The sequence below is a fragment of the Halalkalibacter alkalisediminis genome (assembly GCF_028610705.1).
In the GTDB taxonomy this organism is placed as follows: domain Bacteria; phylum Bacillota; class Bacilli; order Bacillales; family Bacillaceae_D; genus Halalkalibacter; species Halalkalibacter alkalisediminis.
On the sequence record NZ_JAQQWT010000037.1, the window covers coordinates 1 to 25,349 of the forward strand.

The window sequence follows — 25,349 nt, forward strand, 5'->3', positions numbered from 1 at the left end:
GCACCTCCTTTATTTGATACATGTATCGTACCAGGAGGCGCTGCGGGTTCATATGCGTTGTTTGAATGGGGGCTTACGAACAATCTGATATGGAAGGCATTACGGCTTTCCGTAATGAATATGATATTCCAACGGTTCCCGGTTTCATCTATACGAATGGCGACAAAGTAACCGTGAAATGCGATTCATCCATGTCAGAAGAAGAAATCAAATCTTTTATGAATAAATAATTCAATTCCAAAGCGACAAGTGTCTGCCACATTCTGCTTGGAACATTTTTGACCAAGGCATATATTAATGTGAAAATAGATCAATCGTGTTATTCGAAGGGCGCTTTTCTGTAACAAGGAAAGTGTCTTTCTTTATGTAAAGGGCCAGATTGTTGAGGAAGCTCTTTTCAGGAATTTTATATTTACATATTATGTTAACGTCGTGTAATATAGTTTTAATAACAAATGCGATGAAGAGAAGAGTAGATAAGATTAATTCTTTCTAGAGAGCTCCGTTTGGTGGAAAGGAGTAAGGATGATTTATTGAATCAAGCCTCTGAGTATCATATTGGAACCTTTTGGGGGATGGTGTGACGGGAGCTCCCGTTATAGAGCTAAGGTATAGGATTTTTGTACCTGATAAGATTAATATGGCGACATATTAATAAACTGGGGTGGCACCACGATTATAAAATCTCGTCCCCAAGACATTGGTCTTGGGGGTGGGATTTTTTTGTTTTGTACCTGGGTTATTTAAATACACGAATAAAGCAAATATTTGTTTCTTGCAGGCAGGATCTTTGCTTGATATGAAAGGAGAGTGGTAAGAATGGTTTTGAAGAAAAAACTTGCGTCATGGAAATATCCATCAATCTTATTACTTGGAATTGGAATCTCAAATGTGGGTGAATGGATTTATTTCATATCTCTTAATTTAATCGTTTTGGATATGACTGGCTCACCTCTTGCAGTATCAGGACTTTATATCATCAAACCCTTAGCTACTTTATTTACGAATTTTTGGGCTGGGAGTATTATTGACCGATTAAACAAACGAAAACTAATGGTTTTTCTTGATATATTCCGAGCTGTATTTATAGCTTTATTACCTTTTATGTCATCCATTACCCTAATTTATTTAGTTGTATTTATTATAAATATGGCGAGTTCTATGTTTGGTCCAACTTCAATGACTTATATTACAAAATTAATTCCTCAAGAACAAAGAAAACAATTTAATTCCCTTCATAGCCTAGTTACTTCAGGAGCATTTTTAATAGGGCCAGCATTTGCAGGGTTATTGTTTTTTATTGGTACTCCAATATTTGCAATCTATACAAATGCAATAGCGTTATTTATTTCAGGTATGATTACACTACTAATGCCTGATATAGAAAAACAAACAGTTGTATCATCAACAAATAATAAGCTATCAATGGAAATAATAAAAAAGGATTGGTATGCTGTAGTTGAATTTAGTCGCGGATCTAGTTACATTATGATGATTTATTTTTTGTTTAGTTGTGTAATGGTAATTATGGCGAGTGCTATAGATTCGCTTGAAGCAGCTTTTGCCAAAGAGGTACTATTTTTGTCAGACAGTGAGTATGGTTTTTTGGTCACCATTGCTGGGGCAGGTATTGTAGTTGGAGCTTTAATTAACTCCTTAATAGTTAAAAAACTAGAAACCTCATTATTAATTGGTTTGGGATCAGTACTAGTCTCAATTGGGTATATTATTTATGCCTTTTCAAGTTCGTTTATCATTGCAGCAGTGGGTTTTTTTATCCTTGCCTTTTTTATCGCTTATGCTAATACAGGCTTTCTAACATTTTTTCAGAACAATATACCAGTTGATGTTATGGGGCGTATTGGGAGTGCCTATGGCTTAATTCAAGCGATTTTAGTTATAACTGCAACTAGCATTATGGGAGTTGCAGCTCAAATTACTTCGATTCAGACAGTTGTGGTTATAGGTGTTTTAGTAATGATGATATTGTCCATAACGTTGTGTATATTTAGCTTATTACCTTCAAAAAAACAATTCTACAAAGCTGAAGTTAAAGCTAATGGAACTATAAGTCTTTAATCATAGACTAACAATAAGGCATTGCAAATAATCTTCAACAATCGGGCGCTTTTCTGAAATAAGGAAAGCGTCTTTCTTCATGAAAAGGGCCAGATTATTGATGAAGAATTGTCGATTTTCGCAATTGATTTCAACTCTTAAGATTTTGAATGTCCATAACCAAAAATATTGAAATATTACCTCTGAACATTCTGTTATATTTAAAAAATAAGGAAGAACTAAATCTTTTTTATTCTGTTTTCTAGTAACTTTTCAGATATCACCCTTAGAGTATCTGATGAAAATAAAAAATGCATGGAGGTACCTGATTGTGAAAGTTAATTTACAGGACAATTTTTCAATATCAAAATTAGTTATCGGATGTATGCGAATGAATGAATGGAATTTCAGTATAGAACAAAGAGTAGAATTTGTTGAATGGTGTATTGAACAAGGGATTACAACATTTGATCATGCTGACATTTATGGTGGAAATCATCATAACGAAGCACTATTCGGTGAAGTTCTTAAAATGAAAACGCAGTTGAGAGATGAAATGGAAATTATTACAAAATGTTCAATGTGTGTTCGTAATGATGAAAACCCTAATATAAAAACGAGATACTTCAATACTGATAGGGAGTACATAATAAATCAGGTTAACAAATCAATTGAAAAATTGAACTGTGATTACATTGATTTATTACTCATTCATATGCATGACTTGCTAGTTAATCCGAAAGAATTAAATGATACTCTTAATCAATTGAGAGATGAAGGAAAGGTTAGATACTTTGGGCTATCTAACCATAATCCATTGGAATTCGATACACTACAAAAATATGTGGATGTAAAATTTGTTACACATCAAATTATGTTACATCCTCTGGGAATTGAAAATTATAAGAATGGAACAATGACCCATTGCTTAAAGGAAGGAATTCATCCGATGTTTTGGTCGCCATTAGCAGGAGGGAGAATTTTCAATCCTACTAATGCCTTAGAAGAGAACATGAAGAATGTATTAGAAGGTATTAGGCAAGAACTTCATCTAGAGGAGATTGATGAAGTTATATACAAGTGGCTTCTTATGCATTCATCAGATCCTACAATTGTATTAGGGACTGGAAATAGAGAGCGCATAAAGCGAGCAATACATTCGCTAGAGGGTATGCAGATGACAAGAGAACAATGGTACAAAATCCTCATAGAAGCAGGCTATAAATTATGGTGAGAATAATTTGTCGAAATCTTTTGCAAACATTATTATGACTCAAAGTAATGGGTAGCTTTTGTGCAATATCATATGCTCTATTCGGCTAAATTTATTGTTGCACGATCTTCAATTAAACCAGCTAATAGTTTGTCAACATTTTTCAATAAAAACTTAAAATACTTCATGTTATACTAAAAATGCGCATGCCAAATAACCTTCCACTAACTAATGGTTGGAAGGTTTTGTCTTATTTAGTTGAAAATCTTAATTAGGCTATATCTTGGAAAATGGTTCTGTTTTTTAATATGGCATAAATCCAATGTAAGAGCTTATTTACACAAGCAATGACGGCTACTTTATAAAGTTTGCCTTCTTCACGCTTCTTATCGTAAAACGCTCTTAATCTCTTGTTTCTAGGAATAATTTCATCCGTTACTTTCTGTTTACGACAATCACGAATACCAGAGCGAACAGCCATATATAAGGCGTGCCGCAACCTACTTGATCCACGTTTTGTAATGCGAACGAGAGTAGCTTTAAATTTACCGGATTCAAACACCTCTGGATCAACTCCTGCGAATGCAACAAGCTTTTTGGGGTGGTTAAACCGATCTATCTCACCAATTTCAGAAAGAATCGTGGCAGCGATTTTTTCTCCGATACCAGGGATAGATTGGATAATCTTATATTCTTCCATTTCCTTTGCGAGAGTGTCTATCTCAGCCTCCAACTCTGATAGATGCTCTTTGTATTGAAGCAGCATTTCAATATACATACTAAGACTCAGTAAATGACTTTGATATAGTGTCTTTTGAAATGGATTTCGTGCGGCTGCTTTCTTAAGATCTTGAGCTTTTTCTTCTGCCCATTTCTTTGAGCGACTTTTACAGAATTCCTTCATTTTATTTGCCAACGTATTTTCACTAACAGCTAAAATATCTTCTGATGCTGGGAATTCTTTTAGTGTAAGCAAAGAAACAACCGAATATAAGTCACCAAAAACCCCTCTGTATTCAGGAAATATTTGATCTAATATTGCTTGAAATTGTAACTTGGTTTGAACATATATTCCCGTTATATTCTCATGTTGTCTTGTGAGATTACGAAGGTTCAAGAGTTGAATTCCACGCTTCTTATATGGCTCTAAATCCTCTTTGTAGTAAAGCTCACAAAGACGATAGGCATCGATAGCATCGGTTTTAACTTTTCGTAAACTAGAACTTTTGGCTCTGTGAGAGATCAATGGATTAACGATGATTAATAAATATTGATGTTCTTCTAGAAACTGAACAACTGGGGCATGGTAATGTCCAGTAGCTTCTAAAACCACCGAAGGTTGAATACCAGTTTTATCTTTTATGCCTTCTAGAAACTCAAGTAATGATCCTAGCTCATCAAGATCATGTTTGATACTGAAACTTTTACAGTAAGGTTTTCCCTTATCTAAAAAAGCCTGAACTTCACTTTCCCCTTTTGAAACATCCAGACCAACGACTGGATTCATTCTAAATCTCCTCCTCAAATTGAACTTGCCAGTAACCCCTAATTCCTCCTAGTAGTATCATAGCTTCGCTTGTTATACGAGATCTAAGTCCCAACCAGCCTCAAACATGTTTCTACCAGTAGGGGGTGAACGGTTTAATGGACGGGATCTAAGTCCCACGGGCGCTTACGTTCTACCCTGGCTACTGTTATCATAAGACCCTATAAAAAAAGGTCAACCAGAAATATTTTCTTATCTGGTTAACCTTATAATACGAAAGGGCGCATTTCTTGAATAAGAAGGCGCTCTTTCTTAAAGAATAGGGCCAGATTGTGGAAGATAGGGGGAATGGTAAAAATAAGACATTCAAAGAATTACCTTAACCTGTTACTCTACCATTAGTTGATAAAAAGGATTGATAATAATGGGTTGGATGTATATGACTGATGGTTTTATATTGTTTGCAGTAGTAGTTTGTGTTGTTTTTATTATATTTTCTATATGGTGGACAAAATAGACTGTTAAGGGATAGCGATACATGGATGTCCTTATATATAAATTTTTTTATTTCGCTAACGGGCGCATCTCCGGAGGAAGACAACCTGTTATTTCTATATTACTGGATTAATTTTTTGAGGGTGATTAGATGAAATTTACTTGTCCTTGTTGTGGTTATAAAACATTAGATAATGAACCCCCTGGAACATATGATATTTGTGAGATTTGTTTTTGGGAAGATGATGTGGTTCAATTTAATAATCCTGATTATGAAGGTGGTGCAAATACACCTTCGTTAAGGAAAGCACAGAGAAATTTCATTGAATTTGGGGCTTGTGAGGAAAGGTGTATTGAATTTGTAAAAAAAACAAACAGAAAAGATGAAAAAGATCAAAATTGGATATAATCTATACACGGTTATTCAACGATCGGGCGCGATTATTCAATAAGAATAGTCGCTTATTTTTTTTGTGCTAACGTAATCAGTTCAACAAGACATGGTAAAATAACTTTTAAGAAACTAATTTTTTAGAGAGTATCTTTTGAAAAGTAATACTGGTCTTATGAGTTACTGTTCTTTGCATATCAATCGAAGAAACTAATATCCCTTACATCAAAAAGGAGATAAAAATGAGATTATTAGAGCAATTAATGAAAAACTCGAATTATTGGATTCGTTTTGAATTGGGCCTTATCCAATTAGAAGACAAGGAATATATCCATGAAATGCATCATAGAGCAACTATTATACTCAACTCTATGTTCGATAAAAATGATGGCATTTTGATATTCGCTCATGTTAGTAACCCTGTTGACTACAAAGGAATTGATATTCCTAACATAAAACGTTTTATTAAAAACAAAAAGCTAATCTACGATTTAAAGTGTAAAACTATACCTTTTGAATTTGATGAAGAAGATACAGAAATGGAAACAAAACAATACAGTTTAAAAGTTAAGAAAAATGATATTCGTTTAGGTTATCTTATTCAATCGATAGGCTATAAAGAATTTCGTATGAAACCAAGGGTTAACGGAACACTTTATTTACTGAATTCGACGAAAAAAATGCTGTTTCATATGTACGATGATCGAGGGTGTGATGTTTACGGTTTAGAAAAAGGAAAGTTACTGCCTTTATACCATAAATTTAGAAAGTGGATTTTGGACTATAACCGTATCCAAATTGACCGTATGTTCGGAGATGGTTTGTTCAGTATTTATGAAACACCAGAAGATATGAAAAAGAGACTTGAATTAAACAGAAAAAAGGTGGAGGAAACAGAAATTAATTTATATGAAGTTAACACGTGTCATATCACTCATAAACTCGAAATCCCGAAAGAATTTGCAGAAGAATGTTTAAGTGAGATGGCACAAACAGGATTTGAAATAAATATTGAACAGAAATTTAGCGACTCCATTATCCTTAAAGCAATGAAAACTGAAGCTCTAGCACTTGTGGAATACCAAACGGAACTTATGTCTTTGTATTCTAGAAAATTTAAAGGCGAGTATGTAAGTTGGTCAGCAATAAGAGCTTTTTAAAATAGGGAATTAACGGGCGCAAGAGTTAAAGAATGGGTGTACCGGTGTTTGTCAATATAGTTGTCGCATTTAATTACTTTAGTATTCTAATTTCATGTGACTCCAAGTCCAGTCAAGTCTAGCGCGCTACGCTTGCTGGCCTGGTGGTTTTAATCGAAAGAAAAAGCATTCTTTCAATTCAAACCACCAGGGAATAGGGTGTATTATAGGCGCCTCAATTTTTCTTTTTCTCCTCTTCACGCATTGGATTAAGCGCTACTTTTTCAATAGGTGTCCAATTTCTTGGGCCTCGAGCCCAACGTTCTGGATGCTTTGCTTTTGCTGCTTCATATACCTCTTTTCTCTTTGTCAATAGTTACGTGTTCTCCGGCGTGACACTGTGCTGGCGTTACATAATTTAGCCCACTATGCAGGTGAATGTCATTGTACCAATGGACAAATTGGTGTGCCCATTGTCTCTCTTCCTCGAGTAAGGCAAAACCCTTATGTGGATAATCTGGTCGGTATTTAAGTGTCCGAAACATGGCTTCTCAATAAGGATTATCATTGCTTACACGCGGCCTTGAAAAGGAACTTTGGATCCCTAACTTCTCAAGTAAACTTAAAAATGTCTCAGCTTTCATTGGGCTACCATTGTCTGAATGCAACACAAGTGGTGCTCCTTGAATTTTCTCATTAATGACTGCTTTTTTACAAGTGATTCAGCGTATGCGGCTTCTTCCTTTTCCCATACTTCCCAACTAACTGCTTTTTTACTAAATAGATCGAGTATTAAATCGAGTATTAAATAGAGGCGATAATACAAGCCTTTCACAGGTCCACCAAGCCACGTAATATCCCATGTCCATACCTGATTTGGCGATATGGCCAGATGACTCTCGGGGATTCTTCGTGTTGGCTTTTGGCTACGGCCACGGTGGTGTTGCATCTTTCCTTCGCGTAAAACACGGTAAAACGTGGATTTTGACGCAATATATGTTCCTTTATCCGCAAGCTTTGGGACATTTGTGTCGGAGGTAAGTCGGCATATTCTTCTTGTGTGACAACCTCGAGTATTTCCTTTTTTTCTTCCTCGGACAACTTATTTTTTGGCACAGGTCTTTTCGCAAAGGAACGCTGGTCGACCTTGACCTCACCCTCTGCCACCCAGCGCTCGTAGGTTCGTACACTAATATAAAGTTCTTCACAAGCCTTCGGTAACCGCGCACCGTTTTTGATTCGCTTCTAAGATGAGTTCTACAGCTAATGCGCGATTTGATGGGCTAATCATTTTTCCTCGTCGTCCCCCCCAAATCGCTTGGGCCTTTTTTCTAAGCAATAATAACGCAGCAGCTTCCGCTAATGCTTTTTCCTTCTTTAGAAGATCTTTTTCTAACTGTTTTGCACGTTTCTGTTCTTCCTTTAACGCACCAGTTAACTGCTTTGATTGATCAAATACTTCCAGCGTTACTTCTGTGATGCCTTCTTCCTTCGAAATGTTAGCCACTGATTCGTTATGTGGTGGCATCATTCGTTTAACGATTGCTTCTTTTTGTTCTTTCGAATATCGTACTCCATTTTTTCCTTTCATATCGATCGACCTCCGTGTGTTACTTAAACTAAACACTAAAGTTCTCTACGACATCTATCCTAACAGAGGGGGGGGCAGGACCTAAAATGACTTCAGGAGTTCGTTTATCAAACTGGCCAATCGAAAGAATATACTGAAGATCCGTTTTTAATAATAAGTTAATATAGCAGCTTTACCTCTTCTGAATTTCAGTGTCCGCTGATATAAGGAGAGGTTTTTTGTAGTTAAAGCTTTTATTTATTTAGAGTTTTTCATAGAAATTTCACAGATACCTTGTATAGTTCTAAGTGAATAAGGTTGATTTGTTCAATCAAAAGAAAGTAGGTATTATAAAAATAATGAATAAAAATCAGTCAAAATCTCTTTATGTAACTATGTGGCGATGGCATTTCTTCGCTGGATTATTTTTTGCGCCATTCATCATTTTATTAACCATTACAGGCATCATTTATTTATTTACACCGCAAATCGAAGATAGATTGTACGCAAAATATTATCAAATCGAGGCAGAGGGTGAGAAATTAGCTCCCTCTGAACAAATAAACTCTGTGCTGAGTCGTTATGAAAATTCAACCGTAACAAGATATCGACCAGGAGAAAGTGAAGTACGATCCTCAGAAGTTCATATTTTGTTAAATAACGAAACTATAACTATATTTGTAAATCCATATACCGGGGACATTATTGGAGAATTGGCTAACAATCACAAGTTCTCCAGCTTTATTAAGGATTTGCACGGTGAATTTATGTTAGGAACATTTGGCGATCGACTGGTAGAGCTGGTAGCTTGCTGGACACTTGTTTTAATTCTGACTGGGATGTATTTATGGCTTCCAAAAAATAAATGTAAAATAGGTGGTGTGTTCATTCCAAGATTACGGAGTCAGAAAAAAATAATAATTAGAGATCTTCACGTAGTTCCAGGTTTTTGGATATCAGGTGGGTTAGCATTCTTAATTTTAACTGGCTTATTATGGACAGGTCTTTAGGGAACGATGGCTCAAAATATTGCAACAAACAGTGGAACTGGCTACCCTCCGTCTATTTGGGTCGGCAGTGCACCTACTACTACAGTTAAAACGAAAGATATAGCAGATGTTCCATGGGCGGCTCAAAATTTATTAGTACCTACATCGACGATTCAAGGATATATTCCTGTTTCGATTGATGAAATTGTACAAATAGCACAACAAAACAACGTTCACCCAACCTATGAAGTCATTTATCCACGTTCAAAAGAGGGGGTTTTTACATTATCCGCCTTTCCTCCAAAAGCAAAAGATGAAGCTACGATTCATATCGACCAATATACAGGTGCTATTTTAGCCGATTATCGTTATGAACATTACGAATTTGTAGGCAAGGTGATGGCTTGGGGGATTACCATTCATAAAGGGCTTGAATATGGTTTAGTGAATCAAATTGCATTATTGATGCTTTCGTTAGGAATAATTGCTGTCGTTATAAGTGGTGTTGTTTTATGGTGGAAGAGGAAACCCAAAGCACATATTGGGGCTCCTAAGTTACCTGAAGGAAAGACGGCAAAAGGATTTTTTGCATTAATGGTTGTAATGGGAATCATTTTTCCTTTATTTGGATTATCCATTGTTTTTGCTCTTATTATAGAATGGCTTATCATCAAGAGAGTAGATAAATTTAAGAAATTTTTTAATCATTAAATGGGAAATAGTAGGTGATAACAGTGATAAAAAAATTTTATATAGGTTTTACGATTTTCTTTCTTTCTATTATCATAATGGGCTGTTCCTTAAATGAAGGGACAGAAGAGTTTTATAGACAAGAGAATGTTTTGAAAGTGGAAATCATTATACCAGAAGAAATAGAAACAGGTGAGGGATTCGATATTCAAGCTCTTATGTCACAATCAGATGGCGAAGTTCCCGAGTTGGAAAACATAAAGTTTTACATTTGGAAGGACGGCGAAAGGGAAGAGAACCAGAGCTTCCAACCAGAACATGTAGGAAACGGAATGTATACAATAAATTCAATGATTCATAAGGAAGGTCTATATTTTGTAAAAGTTGAAGCAAATACGAATCAATCTAAAGTTTTGCCAACTAAACAATTTATGGTTGGTGCACAATTAGAAGAAGATATGGATGCTTTTCCTAGCCGAATTGATGAAGTACAACATGAAAGTCATCACTAACCGTCATTATATAAATGTAGATATCTAGATTCATATTGTTATAGCTTATTAACACTTCAGAATGGTGCCCTTTATGTAAGAAAAGGCACCATTTTATTAATCAAATGTAATTTTCTTTTTTAAAACCAAGAAATAGCTTGATCCTTTTGATTAATACAAAGGACTTTGATATAGACATTGGAGAATCTCCTGTTCTTGCTCCATTTTTGACTTAATTTGCTCGTATTCAATTAGATAATAAGAGTGTGGAAATTTCATAAATTAACCTTTTGGTTTTATCCCTATAAACGGAATCCGTGATAGTGTGGCAAGCGCAGGCATGATGGCAGAGTAAGACGGGTCGCGCTTTTTTACAGTTTTGTAACCAACTGTGAAGAAATCTATAAGATTAGCGATTATTAATGAAATTTGGAAATTGTACCTTGGAAGATTTGGTTCGTTTATGAGGGAGTATTTGCAGTTATACCAAGAGTTTTGGTGCTGATAGATTAGAATAAATCATGGTTCTTGGGTTTCCTATTAATCTATTTTTTACCAATGAGAGTGTAGAAAATACATGTTACATTTTAAGAGAAGTTACATCAACAAAACATTCCTTAGGAGGGAAAAAGATGAAAAAATTAATTGTTACAGCTTGTCTTGCTACAGCCTTAATCGCTACTAATTTTAGTGGACAGGTTGATGCAAGTGAGCAAGTTCAAGTTAAAACGATTCATGTAAATGATTTTAGTCATCAATCGTTACAAAACTGGTATAAAGAAATCTATGAATCATACGTACGCCAGTATAAGCAACAAGAACAGGATCAAAACAAGGTAGAACAAGATAAGTCTATTGACGAAGTACAACCTGAAGCCAATAATGAAAGTGAAGTAACGAATCCTTCAACTGAAGATGTGCAGCAAGAACTAACACAGGATGAACAGCAATTGGTTGATTTAGTTAATCAGGAAAGAATTCAACGTGGATTATCTCCTTTACAAGTTAACGAACAACTAACTGAAGTAGCTAGAGTGAAAGCACAAGATATGATCGATCAGCAATATTTCTCCCATCATTCGCCAACATATGGTTCTCCTTTTGATATGTTAACTCAATTTGGTGTGAGCTATCGTACAGCTGGGGAAAACTTAGCAGGGAATCATACGGTCGAGGCGGCGCATCAAGCATTAATGAATTCTGAAGGGCATCGAGCAAATATTCTAAATGGAGAATATGGTGAAGTAGGAATTGGTATTATCGAAGGTGGTCCATATGGGAAAATGTTTGTCCAATTATTTAAAGATTAAGACATATTAAACATACAAATCAATTATGATTACTTTTTGGTTTACTCTTCAAGAAGTTCTTCGCTAAGCATGATAAGCCTTTTAGAGTAACTATAAGTTTATTGTTGGCTTAATTTGTGGAACGAAGCTAAGGTGAGGAAATCTGCTGGGCCTTGGACGGAAGAGTTGAATCTGTCGTAACAGTAGCCTCTTTCACTTTTGCTCTAACGGGAGTTTAGTGGAAGAAAACGAAAAAAGGATACCGTTATAAATAAAAGAGGAATGTCATTTGACATTCCTCTTTTTCTACAACAGGTGGTCCTCAAGAGAAGTTTACCTGATCTTCTAATCAAGCTCAATAATTGATTAATTTCTCTTTATATAAATAATCTTGAATTAATTGTATAGCCTGTACTTCATCAATTCCTTCAGCCTTTATATAAAATTTGGTGCCAGGCCTAATACTTAATGACATTATATCCATTATGGACTTGGCAGAGTGTTTTAGGTTAATAGTTTTCCCTTGATATTCAAGAGAAATATCAGATGTAAACCTTTGAGATAATTTTACTAAAAGGGTTGCTGGTCTAGCAAATCCTGTGTTTTTAATAATATTAAACTGCTTTTTTATCATTCTTTACCTCCTACAAATATAAATACAGTGGATTTCACAATTGAATTTGCACTGCTTTTTACAATTACCATTTTTTCTTCATTTAGTTAAATACATTTGTAAAATAGGAAAAATAATAGTTGTTAAGAAACTTGATGTTCTGACAGTTTGTTTTGAATACTACTATCCTTGTAGTTTCTTAGTAAAATAAATACCAAACTCAATTTTATTGAAAGAAACCCTACTAATAGGACGTATTGTGTACCTAATTGTGATATAAATAATCCACCTACAGCTGAACCCACAGTTACTCCTATGTTAGCGGATGTTAAAAATAAGCCATTGGCGAAGGTAGGAGCTTCAGGAGCTGAAGACATAACCCAATATTGATTTATATTAGCTCCTATTCCGGCTAGGACTCCCCAAAATAACGTAACAATAGCCATAGGTATGGTGAATTCTCCGAATAAGAAGAATATGATGTAAACGACTCCTAATGCAAAAGGCAAAGTCACTACCGTTTTGATGGCATTTTGCGTAAGTACCTTCCCGGCAATAATGTTTCCAATAATATTAGTCAAACCGAATAGGAATAACATGATCGTGATTGTATTTAAAGACATGTTCGTAACTGAATTCAAATACTCAGCAAAATAGCTATAAACGCCAAATACGGATGCATTGAGAAAAATAACACCTACAATGGAAAGCCAAGTGATTGATTTTTTTAATACGCTTAATTGTGCTCCATAAGAAAGTTTTTCCTGAACCGGCATAGATGGCACAAAGATCAGTGTAGCCATAAATACTAGTGCATTCACGACTGCAAAAAATGCCAACGCCATTTGAATGGAAGCTGTATTAGCAATAAAACTTACAATCGGTACACCGACTACCATACCCGCAGAGACCCCAATAAAAACGTTAGCAACTGCTTTTGGTGCTTCCTCTTTTTTAACTGAAGCAGCAGCTATGGTAAAAGCCAATGAAACATAAACAGGATGAAATAAACCTGAAATGAAACGAATAATCAAAACAACGGTATAGTTAGTTGTAAAGATGGTGACGATGTTTCCCAGTACGAAAATACCTAGAACAAGTAATAACACCTTCTTGCGATCTATACCCGAAAACAATAACGGCATCGTCGGACCAGCTATGGCAATAGCAAGTGCAAAGAGCCCGACTAGTAAGCCTGCCTGTGATACGCTGACACCATAAAATTCAGCAAGAGAAGGCAGGATCCCAATCACCCCCATTTCGGTATTTAAAATACCAAAAACACCGAATGTTAGTATCGCTATGAGCAAATTATTTTGTTTAGCCAAAAAAATACCTCCCAATTAACAATACGAACTGTAACATTGCCATTAGTAAAAATGCCCCTAAGAAGATGATATTCTGTGCAAGTTATTAATTAGACATTTATAATAGTTTTGTATAACAAATGTTAATCAACTTGTTTGGTTGGTCGAATGATAATTTCGCTTACCGCAACCGTTTCTGGTGTACTTATTGCATCGGCTACATCGCTTGATTGTAAACCGATTGTACGCTGTAGATTTTCAACCCATTCACGTCTTTCAAGATCATTAATGGTTGTATGAAGTTCAGTAGCTACCGTTCCTGGAGAAATCAGTGTACTGCGAATATTATTTTCACGTTCTTCTTGACGTAATCCTTCCATGATGGCGCGAACAGCAAATTTTGTTCCACAATAAACGGCCCCTTGTTGAAAAACAACATGACCAGCTACAGAATCAGTGGTAACAATTTGACCAGATTGTTGTTTTTTCATGATTGGTAAAACGGTAGCAATTCCATTTAAGACACCATAATATTGATGTCTAGCAATTGTCTCCATTCATCAAAGCGTTTAGCTGAAAGCGGGGCAGTTGGCATAATACCAGCGTTGTTGAAAAGAACATCGACACGACCATATTTTTCAACTGCAAGATCAATAACGGCTTGAATCTCTGCTTCTTTTGTTACATGTGCAACTGCATACGAAATCTCAACACCTGGTAATGATTCAACAAGAGAAGCGACCTTCGCGCCGAGCCGCAATCACTAGTTTAGCTCCTTCTTGTGCAAGTTTTTTAGTAGTTGCCTCACCAATCCGACTTGATGCACCCATAATAATGACAACTTTATCTAGTAAATTTGACATAGTTTAATAACACCCTTTCCCCATATTACCTTTATATTTTTTATTCTAGCGTGCCTTTTTACATATAACCAATACTTATATCTTATTTCTAGATATGCTTGATGAGCATATCTAGAAATGTATATACTAAAACATTAAGGAGGAATGGAATATGGAATTTAGAGTTTTGCGATATTTTCTTACTGTTGCAAGAGAAGGAAGCATTACGGGAGCTGCTGAAATTTTGCATGTTACACAGCCGACTATATCAAGACAATTAAAGGACCTTGAACAAGAGTTAGGGAAAAAGCTCTTTATTCGCAGTAGCCACAGTATCATTCTCACAGATGAAGGCATGCTTCTTCGAAAGAGAGCAGAAGAAATCGTTGATATGGTTGATAAATTAGGTACAGAATTTAGTTCGATGGAAGAAACAATTAGTGGTGACGTATATATAGGTGGTGGGGAAACAGATGCTATGAGACAAATTGCACGGGTAGCAAAAGAATTACAATTAAGTTATCCAAATATACGGTATCACCTGTACAGCGGTAACTCAGATGATGTGACTGTACGGCTTGACAAGGGATTGCTTGACTTTGGTATTTTAATTCAACCAGCAGATTTATCAAAATACAATAATGTCAATATCCCAGCCAAAGATGTTTGGGGCGTTATTATGAGGAAAGACAGTCCTCTTTCTCTCCAATCTACCATTCAAGCAGTGGATTTAATAAACGTTCCAGTAATCTGTTCACGACAAGCTATGAAACAAACCTTGTCTAATAATGAATTTGCTGATTGGTTTGGTGAAGATTTTGATAAATTAAACATCGTGACTACATACAACCTTGCGTATAATGCTGCGATCATGGTCGAAGAAGGTATTGGTTATGCAATAGCGCTGGATAAAATAGTAAATACGTCTAGTGATAGTAACATTTGTTTTAGACCGCTGGAGCCAAGACTAGAATCAGGCTTAAATATAGTTTGGAAAAAGCATCATTCTTTATCCGCAGCTGCTGAATTGTTTTTAAGAGCCATTCAGGCGAAATTTTCAAATTAATGTATTGGAAAATCTCGTAGCTATTAAAGTAAACTGCTAAGGTGAATGGACAATAATTGTTGCAAAACCTCAAATAATTCATGCCACTCTAACAATGACAAAGGAATTATTTAATAAAAGGGTGAAAAAAAAAGGATAACATGCTAATGCTTTTACAGGTAGAATGATATAAATGATTTTGTGAGGGAGAGATAATTGAGAGATTGAGCCGCTAGTTAATAAGAAAAACCTCCCAACTAAAGCTCAACAAATCTCTTTATGCTAGAACAACTTGTTTACGGAAAATTAAGTGTACGTAATCATTTCAGGTGCTAAATATTGTAAAGAGCTGCAGCAGCAATACCTACAAGGGTAAATGATAGAAGTAAAAAAGGGAGCTTTCTTAAAAGCTGAAAGAGAGATGGATATGGCTCCGTTCACTCCTCTCAAAGCTTTTAAAAGGTGTAGCGACTACGCTCACTACTTCGGGGGTGTCCCAAAAGGTCAAAAACAGACTTTTAGGGATAAACTCGCCTCCCATAAAGTACATCAAGGATCATTGCTTAATTATTCATAATTTGTTACATACCTAAATACATAACGCCCATTGTCCAGTTTTTCGAATATTTTCAGGTGATTTATAGGTTTTGGTGGGTTATAAAAAACTCGTTTCAATAATGTCACAGAGTTAGATGCACCATCCGCCATGGGAACTAGGACCTCTCAATCCATCAATTAGTTCTTCATTCTCCCCCAAGGTCTCTAAACAATAGCAAAATTTAATACATTAATAATAAAAGATAGAAAGCGAGAGAGTTAAAAGTCTTTAACAATTAATGGGACTGCTGCATCACCGGGAATTTCTATAGCTAAAGCTTTTTGCTTTTAAAATCCTGATCTCTCTGTAGAAAAGATATCCATTTCAGATACTAAACAGGAGTGCTATGCCTCAGTCTAAATCAGAACTAGAAGAAATAAAAAAGATGCTCGTAAGGCTAGGGAATGAATATGCAGGTATTTTCGCTACACCTCTTCTTGTATTAAGTGATCAAGAACTTATTAATTCGGTCAAAGAGAAAATTACATCAGAACAGGTAAACGCTGAGTTTGCTCTAAAATTTTTATAAACAAACAAAAAAGGTAAATAAGCGAGGAGTTTACTGCTATTTTACCTTAATCAAAATGGTGCGGAATTAGGAAACGACAAAGGCAGATCTTATCGTTATTTTTATTTTTGAGATTCACTTTCATTTAAATAAATTTTTTGATTTAATAAGTTCATAATAAAGCCCTGTTATGGTTTGTATCACCAGGAATACTGGAAATGAATAAGGTAGGATATATCCATTCTTAAAATGGATAATTCCTAGTAAAGTGAATAGCCAATTCACAGCTAAACCAGCAAGGCTCCATGCAATTACGTACCATACAAACTTTATTTTTTTGATATTGAATTTGTCATAGTAGTAAACAAACAAATAACCAAATGGAGCAAATAAAATGTAGTAGAAGAGATCAAATAATTCATATCGTGGTGAATCATTTACCGTATAAAAATCGATTAAACCTCCTCCTATTGTGAAATCAAAGAACATCGCGCCAGCCGAACCCCATAATAAACTTAAAATGGTAATACTACGAGGCAACCTCTTAGGAAGAAGACCCACTATCGTAAATCCAACGAATAAGATTATTAAAATAGAAAGTTCATTTAAGTCTAATGTGTCCCATAATATCATGAGTAGTTCACCTCATGAAAAGTAAATTTTCTAAAAAGTTTCTGAGCATAAAAAGCGAGTAGATGTAAGGCCCCAAAGTAAATAGCATCGTATATAAAATTCCAATTCACATAGGTAATAAGATCAAAGAGTATGGATATTCCACTAAAAATAATCACAGTGCTTATAGAAATAATTGTAATCAGAACTTTTTTAAACATTTTAAGTGATCGATTAACTAAATTTAAATATACGACAATAATCATGGGAAGAATCATACTGCGGTTAAGCAAAAAGCCAACGTATTTCATGGCGTCTTCAGTTACAGTGAGTAAATCCAATTCCTCGAAAATGATCCATGATACATTTATATTGACGAATAGAATTAACAAAAAGACAAAAGTATTTTCAACAATATTTAATTTTTTCCTCATCACAATAAACATTGAAACAATCAGATAAGATAAGAAAAAGAAAAATGCAAAGCCCACGGTTTACCTCCTTATGAAATAATTTTTATTATTATCTTCTTTTTCATCAGATATATTCGAAGTTTGTTGCGAGGTAAAAATCTTTCATGTTAAGTATGTAAAAACCTTAATTTGGCGGGACTGTCTAGGAATCGAACCTACCGGAGACGGCGCGCGCCTCCTAAGCGGTTTTGAAGTTCTTAGTGGTATGTATTTTAGAGTACTATGAAGTGCTGTAACGTGCTATGTAATAAGGTTTTTGTGATATAGAGTCTTACGTAGTATCAACAAGTTTTTTGAAAAGGGCACCAAACTTGGCACCAGTTATGTACTAAAAATATGACTTGAAGCTCTGATTAACTTTTTAAAAATACTGTTTAACACTTTGAAAAGATTTAAATAGTCTTTCCCTTATGACATCTTGAAGAGCTTAGTAAAGACTAAAATAATAATTGGTTAGAAACAGTTTAATATGGTAACTGTAAAAGACTTTTTAAACGCTGACGAGAAAATAAGATTTGATGAAGTACTTACTTTAATGAGTTGCACTGAAGATGTGATTACATTTAAGAACGAAGCTATTGAGTTATTAAAGAAATCTGCAGAACGGGCTAAAGCATTCACACCTTCAGCTAAAACAAAGGAAGGTATTTTTATATGAAAATCACTCACAGAGAGAAAGGTATTAAGTGCATTGAAATCATCAGAATGGAGGATACAGTTCTGATGGATCTTCCGAAAGAAACGCTGTCAATATGATACTTGAAAATTACTTAGTAGCAATAGCAACGGCTGAAAAAATTGAAGATCGTCACGCATGGCTTAAATACGAAAAAAAGTTAAAGATGAATGGAATAAAATAGACGAAAAGGTAATCAGAATGACTATTTTGTTCGGAAAATGTTTGGAGAGGTAGACACTTTTGATGTAAGTATATTAATACGAGGGAAGAAAGAAGAAGGGGATACGAGTTATTATAAAGCGAATATACAATAATCAATTTATTGTCACTGAGCATCTAGAGCTAGAGATAGCAGAATTAATGACACCTAAATGGATGAATGAACTTGATGATGAACAAGCAACCTTGAGGGGGCTCGAATAGATAATAATTATCAGATCTTAAAGTTTTACTACGAATGCTGCAAATTGAACCTGATGACCTATCAAAAACACATGATTATTTTGAGGGAAAGGGCAAAGCGTTACTAATACCAAATGAGTTTATGTATGTAGTGTTTACAGTTCGGTCAAAACATCTCATTAGTACGGATAGGGAATTCTAATCGAGTCATGGAGTTAGACTTTAAAATATATCCTAAAATTACTCGTTGTCTAATAGAGAATCTAAAGGATAGTCAAAGAAGAAAAAGCCCCCCAAAGTGAGGGCTGATAAATAAATATTTCTTGCATATTTTACAAAGAGATGACTATAATGAGAAAAGGGTTCGAGGTTAGCTCGAACGAGCCACCCATGTGGTGGTTTTTTATTTTATTTTGGAAATACTTTTATTCCATATCCCTCAAAATTTGGATAGTTGTAAATTTTACTTTGAATAGAGTTAAATGCTCTGTCTTTAATTCCTCTAATATTATATTTATGGATTGGATAAGAAACTAAATCAGCTAACTCTAACTGAATAAATGATCTTTTATAATCATTAACAGAACACCATTTTGGATTAAAATAGATTTTTTTTATGCATTTGAAATCATCTGAAGACCAAAATTTATTCCCGTTTTCTAAAAGGTCAACTAAATGTTGAAGAATCTTAAAATCTTCTTTTCTTCCCCGTGATTCAATTAATAAAGCCCCTGTACAGCTATTCCTTCTTAATTCTCTACAATATCTCTCAACTATAAAATCTAGACTTAAATCATAAACAGGAAATGGAATAGAATAGTTTTGAACGTGTTTTAACTTGTTAATTGTTGAATTGTAAATTGTAAACGGTGTATCAGAAATTAACTTCGTAATATCCACTAGAAGACCATGATAGTCAATTAATTTAGGGTTAAAAGGTCCTACCGACTTTCTAATCTCTCTAGAATGAAACACAACTCTCCTAGTACCATTTTTATAGTTGTATAATCCGCCTTCCCAATATTGCATTTTAGTGGATGTTATTGCTTCTTTAAATTGAGGAAAATCATCACGTTTCATAACTACACCTGTTATTGTAAACCACTTAATGGATTCTTCGATTTGGGGATTGCCATACGTAAAGTCAAACAAGCTCTCCTGTCTTTTCTTAAGAAGTGACTTCAAATCGTTAGTACCATTTTCATCAATAGCCATCATTGTGTCGATTTCGTTATCCCAATAATTAATCATTTCAGGACGCTCTTTCCATTTTTCTACATTCACCTTTTTTCTCCTCCTGTATTATTTCTATGGCTATCAATCTAGTCTAGTTGTTTTTTATAATAGTTGTCCATGCTTATTTGTCTTGGGTAAGCTTACCATAATCATTATGATAGATTCAATATATTGTACTCGCTTTTATTTGAAATACACTATATATAGTAACTGGTTTCGTTCTTTGATATTTTGTCAACTTTTAAAGGAATAGAAAACAGAAGCATAAAAGAGTTTATAGGTCTTAATCTGCTTTTTTTGCGTCATTTTGAATTGATTCATTTGTTGCAAAATTTCTTTTTAATTCAACATCTTGGTTTTTAAGCAGTTGGGAGTATGCCAAAAGAACTTGACAAAATAAATATGTACAAAAAACTAATCATACTGTTTTAAATAAAAAGAAGCCGATTTATGTGCAAGGAACTTCCGCTGCTCGCGCATTCACTTTTGGTCAATTTTGGTATATTCTTTCTGGTTTATGGTTTGGTGCAATTATGCTAGGTTGGATTTCCCAATACACAAACTTTCAAATAGTCTTTTTTGTTAGCGCAGTTTCGGTTGCGTTTTCCTTGTTTCTATTTACGATTTTTGCAAAAAGATTTTCAAACATAATAAAAAACAAGTTGAAAATCTCAAAGAGTAGTAGTTTACGAAAATGGTACGGGAGCTGTTGATCCCCCTGTTAAAAACACGGTTTATTGAAAATGATTACCGGAGTGAATATATTCTGGGAATATCAAGTATTCATAAAAGTTGTCTAATTTGATTGTTCAAATACCTAAGATTTGCGGAGTTCACCAAACTTTCGGAAAATATTAAACAGTTTTAACTTGTTCGTTCATTAATAAACAAAATGGGTTCAAATGACGATTGAAATGCCCCTACATTTATCTATAATAATAAACGGTTAATCATTTTAATATTTATGAATAAAAAAATTAAGCTAAACAAGAACATGGCACAATAAAATAAAAAATTAAGGCATGCAATTTTCTAGATTATATCTAATGCTAAAGGAGTAGCCACTATCGAGGTAAGAAAAGGTACAGTATTTATTCATACTTATCGATGTGGACACCGCTTCTATATGTGTAATTTGAATCTATTCACTTGAAACATCTCAGCACTAGCAATTAGCCACTAAAAGAAGCTGTTTCCGGTATTGTCATGACTGCTCATGAGTAATATTTGAAAAGGGATACGGAAATGGAGGTTGATTTATGGATAAAACTGTACTAATGTCTCCGATAGAACTAAGGATATATATTGAATTTTTAAGACTCGAATTGCTTGAAAAAGGAACTGAATTGGGATTAACCAACGAAATTACCATACACTTAAGTCATGAACTTGATTATTTTATTTACCAATACCAATTGTTGATTCAAGATAGATAAAATAAAAAATAGGGTGAATTACACTAGTGTTGCATTAATTTAATTTCACTATTATAAATACTCAAAATGTTCAATGATTTTATTTTGCGCAAAGAAAAAGTCCTTTATAATGGATAAGTCAGGTGGTAATCCCGTCCAAATCCAATAAAAGGACCAATCTCATGGATAAGATTACACGAAAAACTTCATTTGGACAATGGTTTTCACCGATAAATCATGAATTATTTGATGATCAAGTGAAAACATTGAAATTAGATTTCTATACAAAAAAACTTACGACGGAATCATTTTTAAAATTATTACTTTACGCACAGCTCGAAGAAGTAGAAAGTCTTCATGCGCTGAGTGATTGTCTTTTCGATGACCAGCTTCAAAAAGGAATCAACCTTGATTCGATCAGTATTTCTCAGCTATCACGGCGATTAAATGGCATGAATCCAGATTTATTCCAAAGGCTTTTCCTGGATTTAGTCGCAAAAATTCATGTCAAAACACACTACACAAAACTCATCATGCCGTTAAAAATCATTGACTCAAGTACATTGCCACTTAATTTGACTAATCATAAGTGGGCAAAGTTCCGCAAAACAAAAGCGGGTGTAAAGCTACATTTGCGTCTTGTGTTTATGGAAAAAGGGATTTCCTATCCTGAAAAGGCTGTGATTACAACGGCAAAGGAACATGATCGTGGTCAACTAGAAATCATGGTCGATGACAAGGAATGCATGTATGTGTTTGACCGTGGCTATCTAGACTATGAACGCTTTGATCGTATGACAGATGACGGCTACTTTTTCCTATCAAGACTACGTAAAAACGCAGTCATACGAGAAGTCTACGATTTTAAACTACCCGAGGATACGACGGTTCTGTCCGATCAAATGGTGTTGATTGGTACGACTCAAAACCGTACTGAGAATTACTTTCGTCTTCTAAGAGTGATTGATTCAAAAGGAAATGAACTTCAGTTACTCACGAATCGTTTTGATTTAAGTGCCGAAGAAATTTCAGAGATGTATAAATCACGCTGGGCGATTGAGTTGTTTTTCAAATGGATTAAGCAGCATCTCAGTATCAAAAAGTTCTACGGTCAAAGTGAATGGGCGATCCACAATCAAGTGTTTATCGCATTAATTGTTTTTTGCCTACATGTTCTCATTCAAATCGAGACGAAAAGCAGGCGAAAAACCTTACAAATCAGTCGTTATCTAAGGGCAGCTTTGTGGAAGCCAGCACATATTTTGCTTCGGAAAATTGAAGGAAAAGCCATTCCTTAATAAACAAACTGTCGTCGTCGCAAATGTCTAATTGTAAATAAAGTTCCAAATGGATGGAGCCACCTTTAACTGGGTATTTACCTTTTTGGCTCTAAGCAGGATGAATATAGAAACTGAAAATTCAGTCAAGCTTTATGCAACACTAGTGGGTGAATTAATAAAAATTATAAATTTGAATGGGTGAGTAAAGGAAGAAATGTTTGCCCTAATTTTTAAAATATGTAGTAACCTTTGGAAATGTACCCTTGGTTATCTAAAACGTACAAGCTTATTTAATAAGTAAATTGTTTAAAAACAAGTAGCAAAAAGGTATACGCTTTTTCAACAATTAGGTTTATGTGTAAAAGAAGTCGAAATTAAAATTAATTGAGGTGATTACTGATGAAAAAAATCTTCGTACTATCCATGTTTCTATTACTTATAACTAGTGGATGCAGTGGAAATGGAACACAAAATCCGGAAGCTTAGCAAGAAGACAATTTAAATGAACGAGAAGATGAAGGACAAGAAGTTGAACAAACTGTTCACATTGAAGAGCAAGAAGTTATAATGGAAAATCTTGAGGTTCCTTGGTCTGTTGAGAAATTTGAAAATTCATTTTATTTGACAGAGAGACCAGGTTACATCGTGAAAATAGAAAACGGGGTAAGCGAACGACAGAGTGTAGCATTGGAGAAAGATATTTCAACTGCTCCTGAGGCAGGGTTATTAGGGTTTGTGCTCGCCCCCGACTTTGCAGAATCAAATCTAGCTTATGCGAATTATACATATGTAGATGACTCTGGACAATTTAATCGTATTGTAACTCTCCATTTAGAAGATGACATTTGGAGGAAGGAGAGTTTGCTTCTGGATCATATTCCAAGCGGCACGTACCATCATGGAGGAAGGCTTAAAATTGGGCCTGATGGGATGCTTTATACAACAACAGGTGATGCGTCTGAACCGAATATTGCACAAGATCTCGATTTATTAGGTGGAAAAATTTTAAGAATAAATCTGGACGGCACCATTCCAAGTGATAATCCATTTCCAGATTCCTATGTGTATAGCTATGGACACCGAAATCCCCAAGGTATTACCTGGTCGTCTGATGGATTGCTTTTCTCAAGTGAACACGGCATCAGAGCAAATGATGAGGTCAACTTAATACAAGCTGGTCAAAATTATGGCTGGCCGATTATTGAAGGTGCAGTGGAACAAGAAGGTATGGTTTCACCACTGTTTACTTCTGGAGATTTAGACACATGGGCACCATCTGGAATGGACTATTATGATGGGAGATTGTATGTTGCAGCATTAAGAGGATCTGCAGTTTTAGAATTTGACCTTGAAACAGGTGAACAACGCGAAATAATAACTGGTTTTGGTAGAATCCGTGATGTGCTAATTGAAGATAACTCCCTTTACTTCATTAGCAATAATACCGACGGGCGAGGTGCTCCACAAGAAAATGATGATAAGCTATATAGAGTCTCTCTTTCAGAATTAGAATAATAGAAACGGAGATCAGTGAATAGTTAATTGAAAATAGAGTAATTATGAAAAACCTTGTAGTTAAAGATTTGTTACCTAGCATATTTTGATTCTAAGGAAGGTGGGTTACAAATAAATCTATTAACCTACCTTGCCATCTCTTTCTTTTTATGTTTCCATTTAAAATTTGAGTAGTGGAAGTTAAGAAAATAAGAGTGTTTCCCTAATTAATGAAAGTATGGTTTTCTAACACTATAAAAGGAGTCAGTATGAAAGTAAACTAAAATTTTTTATATAATTTCATGATCGGAAATTAACCTGCGATTTTAATGAAAGTAGAGGTAACAGAAGATGAAAAAAATCTTAGTAATAATTATGTTTGTATTACATCTAATTGCTGGCTGTTCAACAAAAGAAGAATTAATTATAGTAGCTAGGCATTCAAACTCCTTAAATACACAAATTCATCAAGAAACAGAAACGAACCTAGAAAATCTGGGTGTTTTTTGGTCTATAAGAAAACCAGAAAATGTATTTTATATTAAAGAGGGGCCAAGAAATATCGTAAAAGTAAAAAATGACGAAATTCAACACCACAGTGTAATACTCGAAAAAGAGTTTGCTACAACTTCGGAAACTAGCTTATTAGGATTTGTTCTGGCACCAAGTGATGAAGAGTCAGAATTAGCATATGCGTATTACGCGTATGAGGATATTTCTGGTCATTTTAATCGAATTGTCACACTCCGCTCGGAACATAATATTTGGAAGGAAGATAGATTACTTATAGATAAAATACCGAGGGGTTCCTTTATTATTATGGACGAAGCTTTAAAATTGGACTTGCATGAAAATTTATTGCAGCAACAGCCGGTTATACATTTAAACCGGGTTTGGCATAAGATTCCTATTTATGAACAGGACCAAGCAAATGAGTACTTATTAATTTAATCTAATTCACTAGTGTTGCATAAATAATGACTGAATTTTCAGTTTTATAATTTTTCTTGTTTAGAGCCAAAAAGGTAAATACC

At 34.7% G+C, this 25,349-nt stretch carries 20 protein-coding genes, 3 pseudogenes and 1 other annotated feature; of the genes and pseudogenes, 15 read left to right on the forward strand and 8 right to left on the reverse strand.

All coding sequences use genetic code 11. The features are described 5' to 3' along the window. The first annotated feature begins 451 nt into the window (after nt 1–451). Nucleotides 452–697, forward strand: a binding site (T-box leader). A 128-nt stretch (nt 698–825) separates the two neighbouring features. Together PQ474_RS22490 and PQ474_RS22495 are read left to right on the forward strand one after the other, a co-directional pair. After that, the gene (locus PQ474_RS22490; RefSeq protein ID WP_273847851.1) at nt 826–2,079 is read left to right on the forward strand and encodes an MFS transporter; all 1,254 of its coding nucleotides are present in this window, start codon (nt 826–828) and stop codon (nt 2,077–2,079) included. 310 nt (nt 2,080–2,389) lie between these two features. Further along, nucleotides 2,390–3,292, forward strand: coding sequence for an aldo/keto reductase (locus tag PQ474_RS22495; protein WP_273847834.1), 903 nt, complete (start codon nt 2,390–2,392; stop codon nt 3,290–3,292). A 250-nt stretch (nt 3,293–3,542) separates the two neighbouring features. On the opposite strand, the gene PQ474_RS22500 is transcribed toward PQ474_RS22495, so the two are convergent. Further along, entirely contained in the window at nt 3,543–4,778 is a 1,236-nt protein-coding gene (locus PQ474_RS22500) for an IS110 family RNA-guided transposase (protein ID WP_273847835.1), read from the reverse strand. A 625-nt stretch (nt 4,779–5,403) separates the two neighbouring features. On the opposite strand from PQ474_RS22500, the gene PQ474_RS22505 reads away from it, so the two are divergent. Further along, nucleotides 5,404–5,661 carry a CPCC family cysteine-rich protein gene (locus tag PQ474_RS22505; RefSeq protein ID WP_273847836.1) on the forward strand — a complete coding sequence of 86 codons (258 nt, stop codon included), beginning with the start codon at nt 5,404–5,406 and terminating at the stop codon, nt 5,659–5,661. 206 nt (nt 5,662–5,867) lie between these two features. Further along, entirely contained in the window at nt 5,868–6,803 is a 936-nt protein-coding gene (locus PQ474_RS22510) for a DUF3885 domain-containing protein (RefSeq protein ID WP_420537707.1), read from the forward strand. 214 nt (nt 6,804–7,017) lie between these two features. Here the strand turns inward: PQ474_RS22510 and PQ474_RS22515 are convergent. Next, nucleotides 7,018–8,373: pseudogene (locus PQ474_RS22515) on the reverse strand (IS3 family transposase). 287 nt (nt 8,374–8,660) lie between these two features. Between PQ474_RS22515 and PQ474_RS26445 the strand changes: the two are divergent. The 4 genes from PQ474_RS26445 (at nt 8,661) to PQ474_RS22530 (ending at nt 11,832) form a co-directional block, all read left to right on the forward strand. Further along, nucleotides 8,661–9,362 (forward strand): PepSY-associated TM helix domain-containing protein, encoded by a 702-nt coding sequence (locus tag PQ474_RS26445; protein WP_337956390.1) that lies wholly within the window; start codon nt 8,661–8,663, stop codon nt 9,360–9,362. A 6-nt stretch (nt 9,363–9,368) separates the two neighbouring features. Continuing rightward, nucleotides 9,369–10,052, forward strand: coding sequence for a PepSY-associated TM helix domain-containing protein (locus PQ474_RS26450; RefSeq protein ID WP_337956391.1), 684 nt, complete (start codon nt 9,369–9,371; stop codon nt 10,050–10,052). A 23-nt stretch (nt 10,053–10,075) separates the two neighbouring features. Then, nucleotides 10,076–10,543 carry a FixH family protein gene (locus tag PQ474_RS22525; protein ID WP_273847838.1) on the forward strand — a complete coding sequence of 156 codons (468 nt, stop codon included), beginning with the start codon at nt 10,076–10,078 and terminating at the stop codon, nt 10,541–10,543. Nucleotides 10,544–11,154: 611 nt separating this feature from the next. After that, nucleotides 11,155–11,832, forward strand: coding sequence for a CAP domain-containing protein (locus PQ474_RS22530; RefSeq protein ID WP_273847839.1), 678 nt, complete (start codon nt 11,155–11,157; stop codon nt 11,830–11,832). Between the two features lie 334 nt (nt 11,833–12,166). On the opposite strand, the gene PQ474_RS22535 is transcribed toward PQ474_RS22530, so the two are convergent. The 3 genes and pseudogenes from PQ474_RS22535 to PQ474_RS26700 all read right to left on the reverse strand — a co-directional run bounded on the left by PQ474_RS22535 (nt 12,167) and on the right by PQ474_RS26700 (nt 14,594). Further along, a complete protein-coding gene (locus tag PQ474_RS22535) occupies nt 12,167–12,445 on the reverse strand; it encodes an HPr family phosphocarrier protein (RefSeq protein WP_273847840.1) in 279 nt (92 codons plus the stop codon). Nucleotides 12,446–12,567: 122 nt separating this feature from the next. Further along, nucleotides 12,568–13,752 (reverse strand): MFS transporter, encoded by a 1,185-nt coding sequence (locus PQ474_RS22540; RefSeq protein WP_273847841.1) that lies wholly within the window; start codon nt 13,750–13,752, stop codon nt 12,568–12,570. Nucleotides 13,753–13,874: 122 nt separating this feature from the next. After that, nucleotides 13,875–14,594, reverse strand: a pseudogene (locus PQ474_RS26700) (SDR family oxidoreductase). A gap of 151 nt (nt 14,595–14,745) precedes the next feature. On the opposite strand from PQ474_RS26700, the gene PQ474_RS22550 reads away from it, so the two are divergent. Both PQ474_RS22550 and PQ474_RS22555 read left to right on the forward strand, forming a co-directional pair. Further along, entirely contained in the window at nt 14,746–15,639 is an 894-nt protein-coding gene (locus PQ474_RS22550; protein ID WP_273847842.1) for a LysR family transcriptional regulator, read from the forward strand. 923 nt (nt 15,640–16,562) lie between these two features. Next, the gene (locus PQ474_RS22555; RefSeq protein ID WP_273847843.1) at nt 16,563–16,745 is read left to right on the forward strand and encodes a phosphoenolpyruvate-utilizing N-terminal domain-containing protein; all 183 of its coding nucleotides are present in this window, start codon (nt 16,563–16,565) and stop codon (nt 16,743–16,745) included. 120 nt (nt 16,746–16,865) lie between these two features. On the opposite strand, the gene PQ474_RS22560 is transcribed toward PQ474_RS22555, so the two are convergent. Together PQ474_RS22560 and PQ474_RS22565 are read right to left on the reverse strand one after the other, a co-directional pair. Then, on the reverse strand, nt 16,866–17,357 hold the full coding sequence (locus PQ474_RS22560; RefSeq protein WP_273847844.1) for a hypothetical protein: 492 nt from the start codon (nt 17,355–17,357) through the stop codon (nt 16,866–16,868). Beyond that, a complete protein-coding gene (locus tag PQ474_RS22565; RefSeq protein WP_273847845.1) occupies nt 17,354–17,827 on the reverse strand; it encodes a hypothetical protein in 474 nt (157 codons plus the stop codon). Before PQ474_RS22565 ends, PQ474_RS22560 begins: the two co-directional genes overlap by 4 nt. Nucleotides 17,828–18,278: 451 nt before the next feature. On the opposite strand from PQ474_RS22565, the gene PQ474_RS22570 reads away from it, so the two are divergent. After that, a complete protein-coding gene (locus PQ474_RS22570) occupies nt 18,279–18,467 on the forward strand; it encodes a hypothetical protein (RefSeq protein WP_273847846.1) in 189 nt (62 codons plus the stop codon). A gap of 831 nt (nt 18,468–19,298) precedes the next feature. On the opposite strand, the gene PQ474_RS22575 is transcribed toward PQ474_RS22570, so the two are convergent. After that, nucleotides 19,299–20,174 (reverse strand): DUF3800 domain-containing protein, encoded by an 876-nt coding sequence (locus PQ474_RS22575; protein ID WP_273847847.1) that lies wholly within the window; start codon nt 20,172–20,174, stop codon nt 19,299–19,301. Between the two features lie 1,211 nt (nt 20,175–21,385). On the opposite strand from PQ474_RS22575, the gene PQ474_RS22580 reads away from it, so the two are divergent. The 4 genes and pseudogenes from PQ474_RS22580 (at nt 21,386) to PQ474_RS22595 (ending at nt 25,266) form a co-directional block, all read left to right on the forward strand. Beyond that, nucleotides 21,386–21,562 (forward strand): aspartyl-phosphate phosphatase Spo0E family protein, encoded by a 177-nt coding sequence (locus PQ474_RS22580; protein WP_273847848.1) that lies wholly within the window; start codon nt 21,386–21,388, stop codon nt 21,560–21,562. A 161-nt stretch (nt 21,563–21,723) separates the two neighbouring features. Beyond that, nucleotides 21,724–22,839 carry an IS4 family transposase gene (locus PQ474_RS22585; RefSeq protein ID WP_273847849.1) on the forward strand — a complete coding sequence of 372 codons (1,116 nt, stop codon included), beginning with the start codon at nt 21,724–21,726 and terminating at the stop codon, nt 22,837–22,839. 381 nt (nt 22,840–23,220) lie between these two features. After that, nucleotides 23,221–24,336 (forward strand): annotated as a pseudogene (locus PQ474_RS22590) (PQQ-dependent sugar dehydrogenase). Nucleotides 24,337–24,666: 330 nt separating this feature from the next. Continuing rightward, on the forward strand, nt 24,667–25,266 hold the full coding sequence (locus PQ474_RS22595) for a PQQ-dependent sugar dehydrogenase family protein (protein ID WP_273847850.1): 600 nt from the start codon (nt 24,667–24,669) through the stop codon (nt 25,264–25,266). Nucleotides 25,267–25,349: the final 83 nt, after the last annotated feature.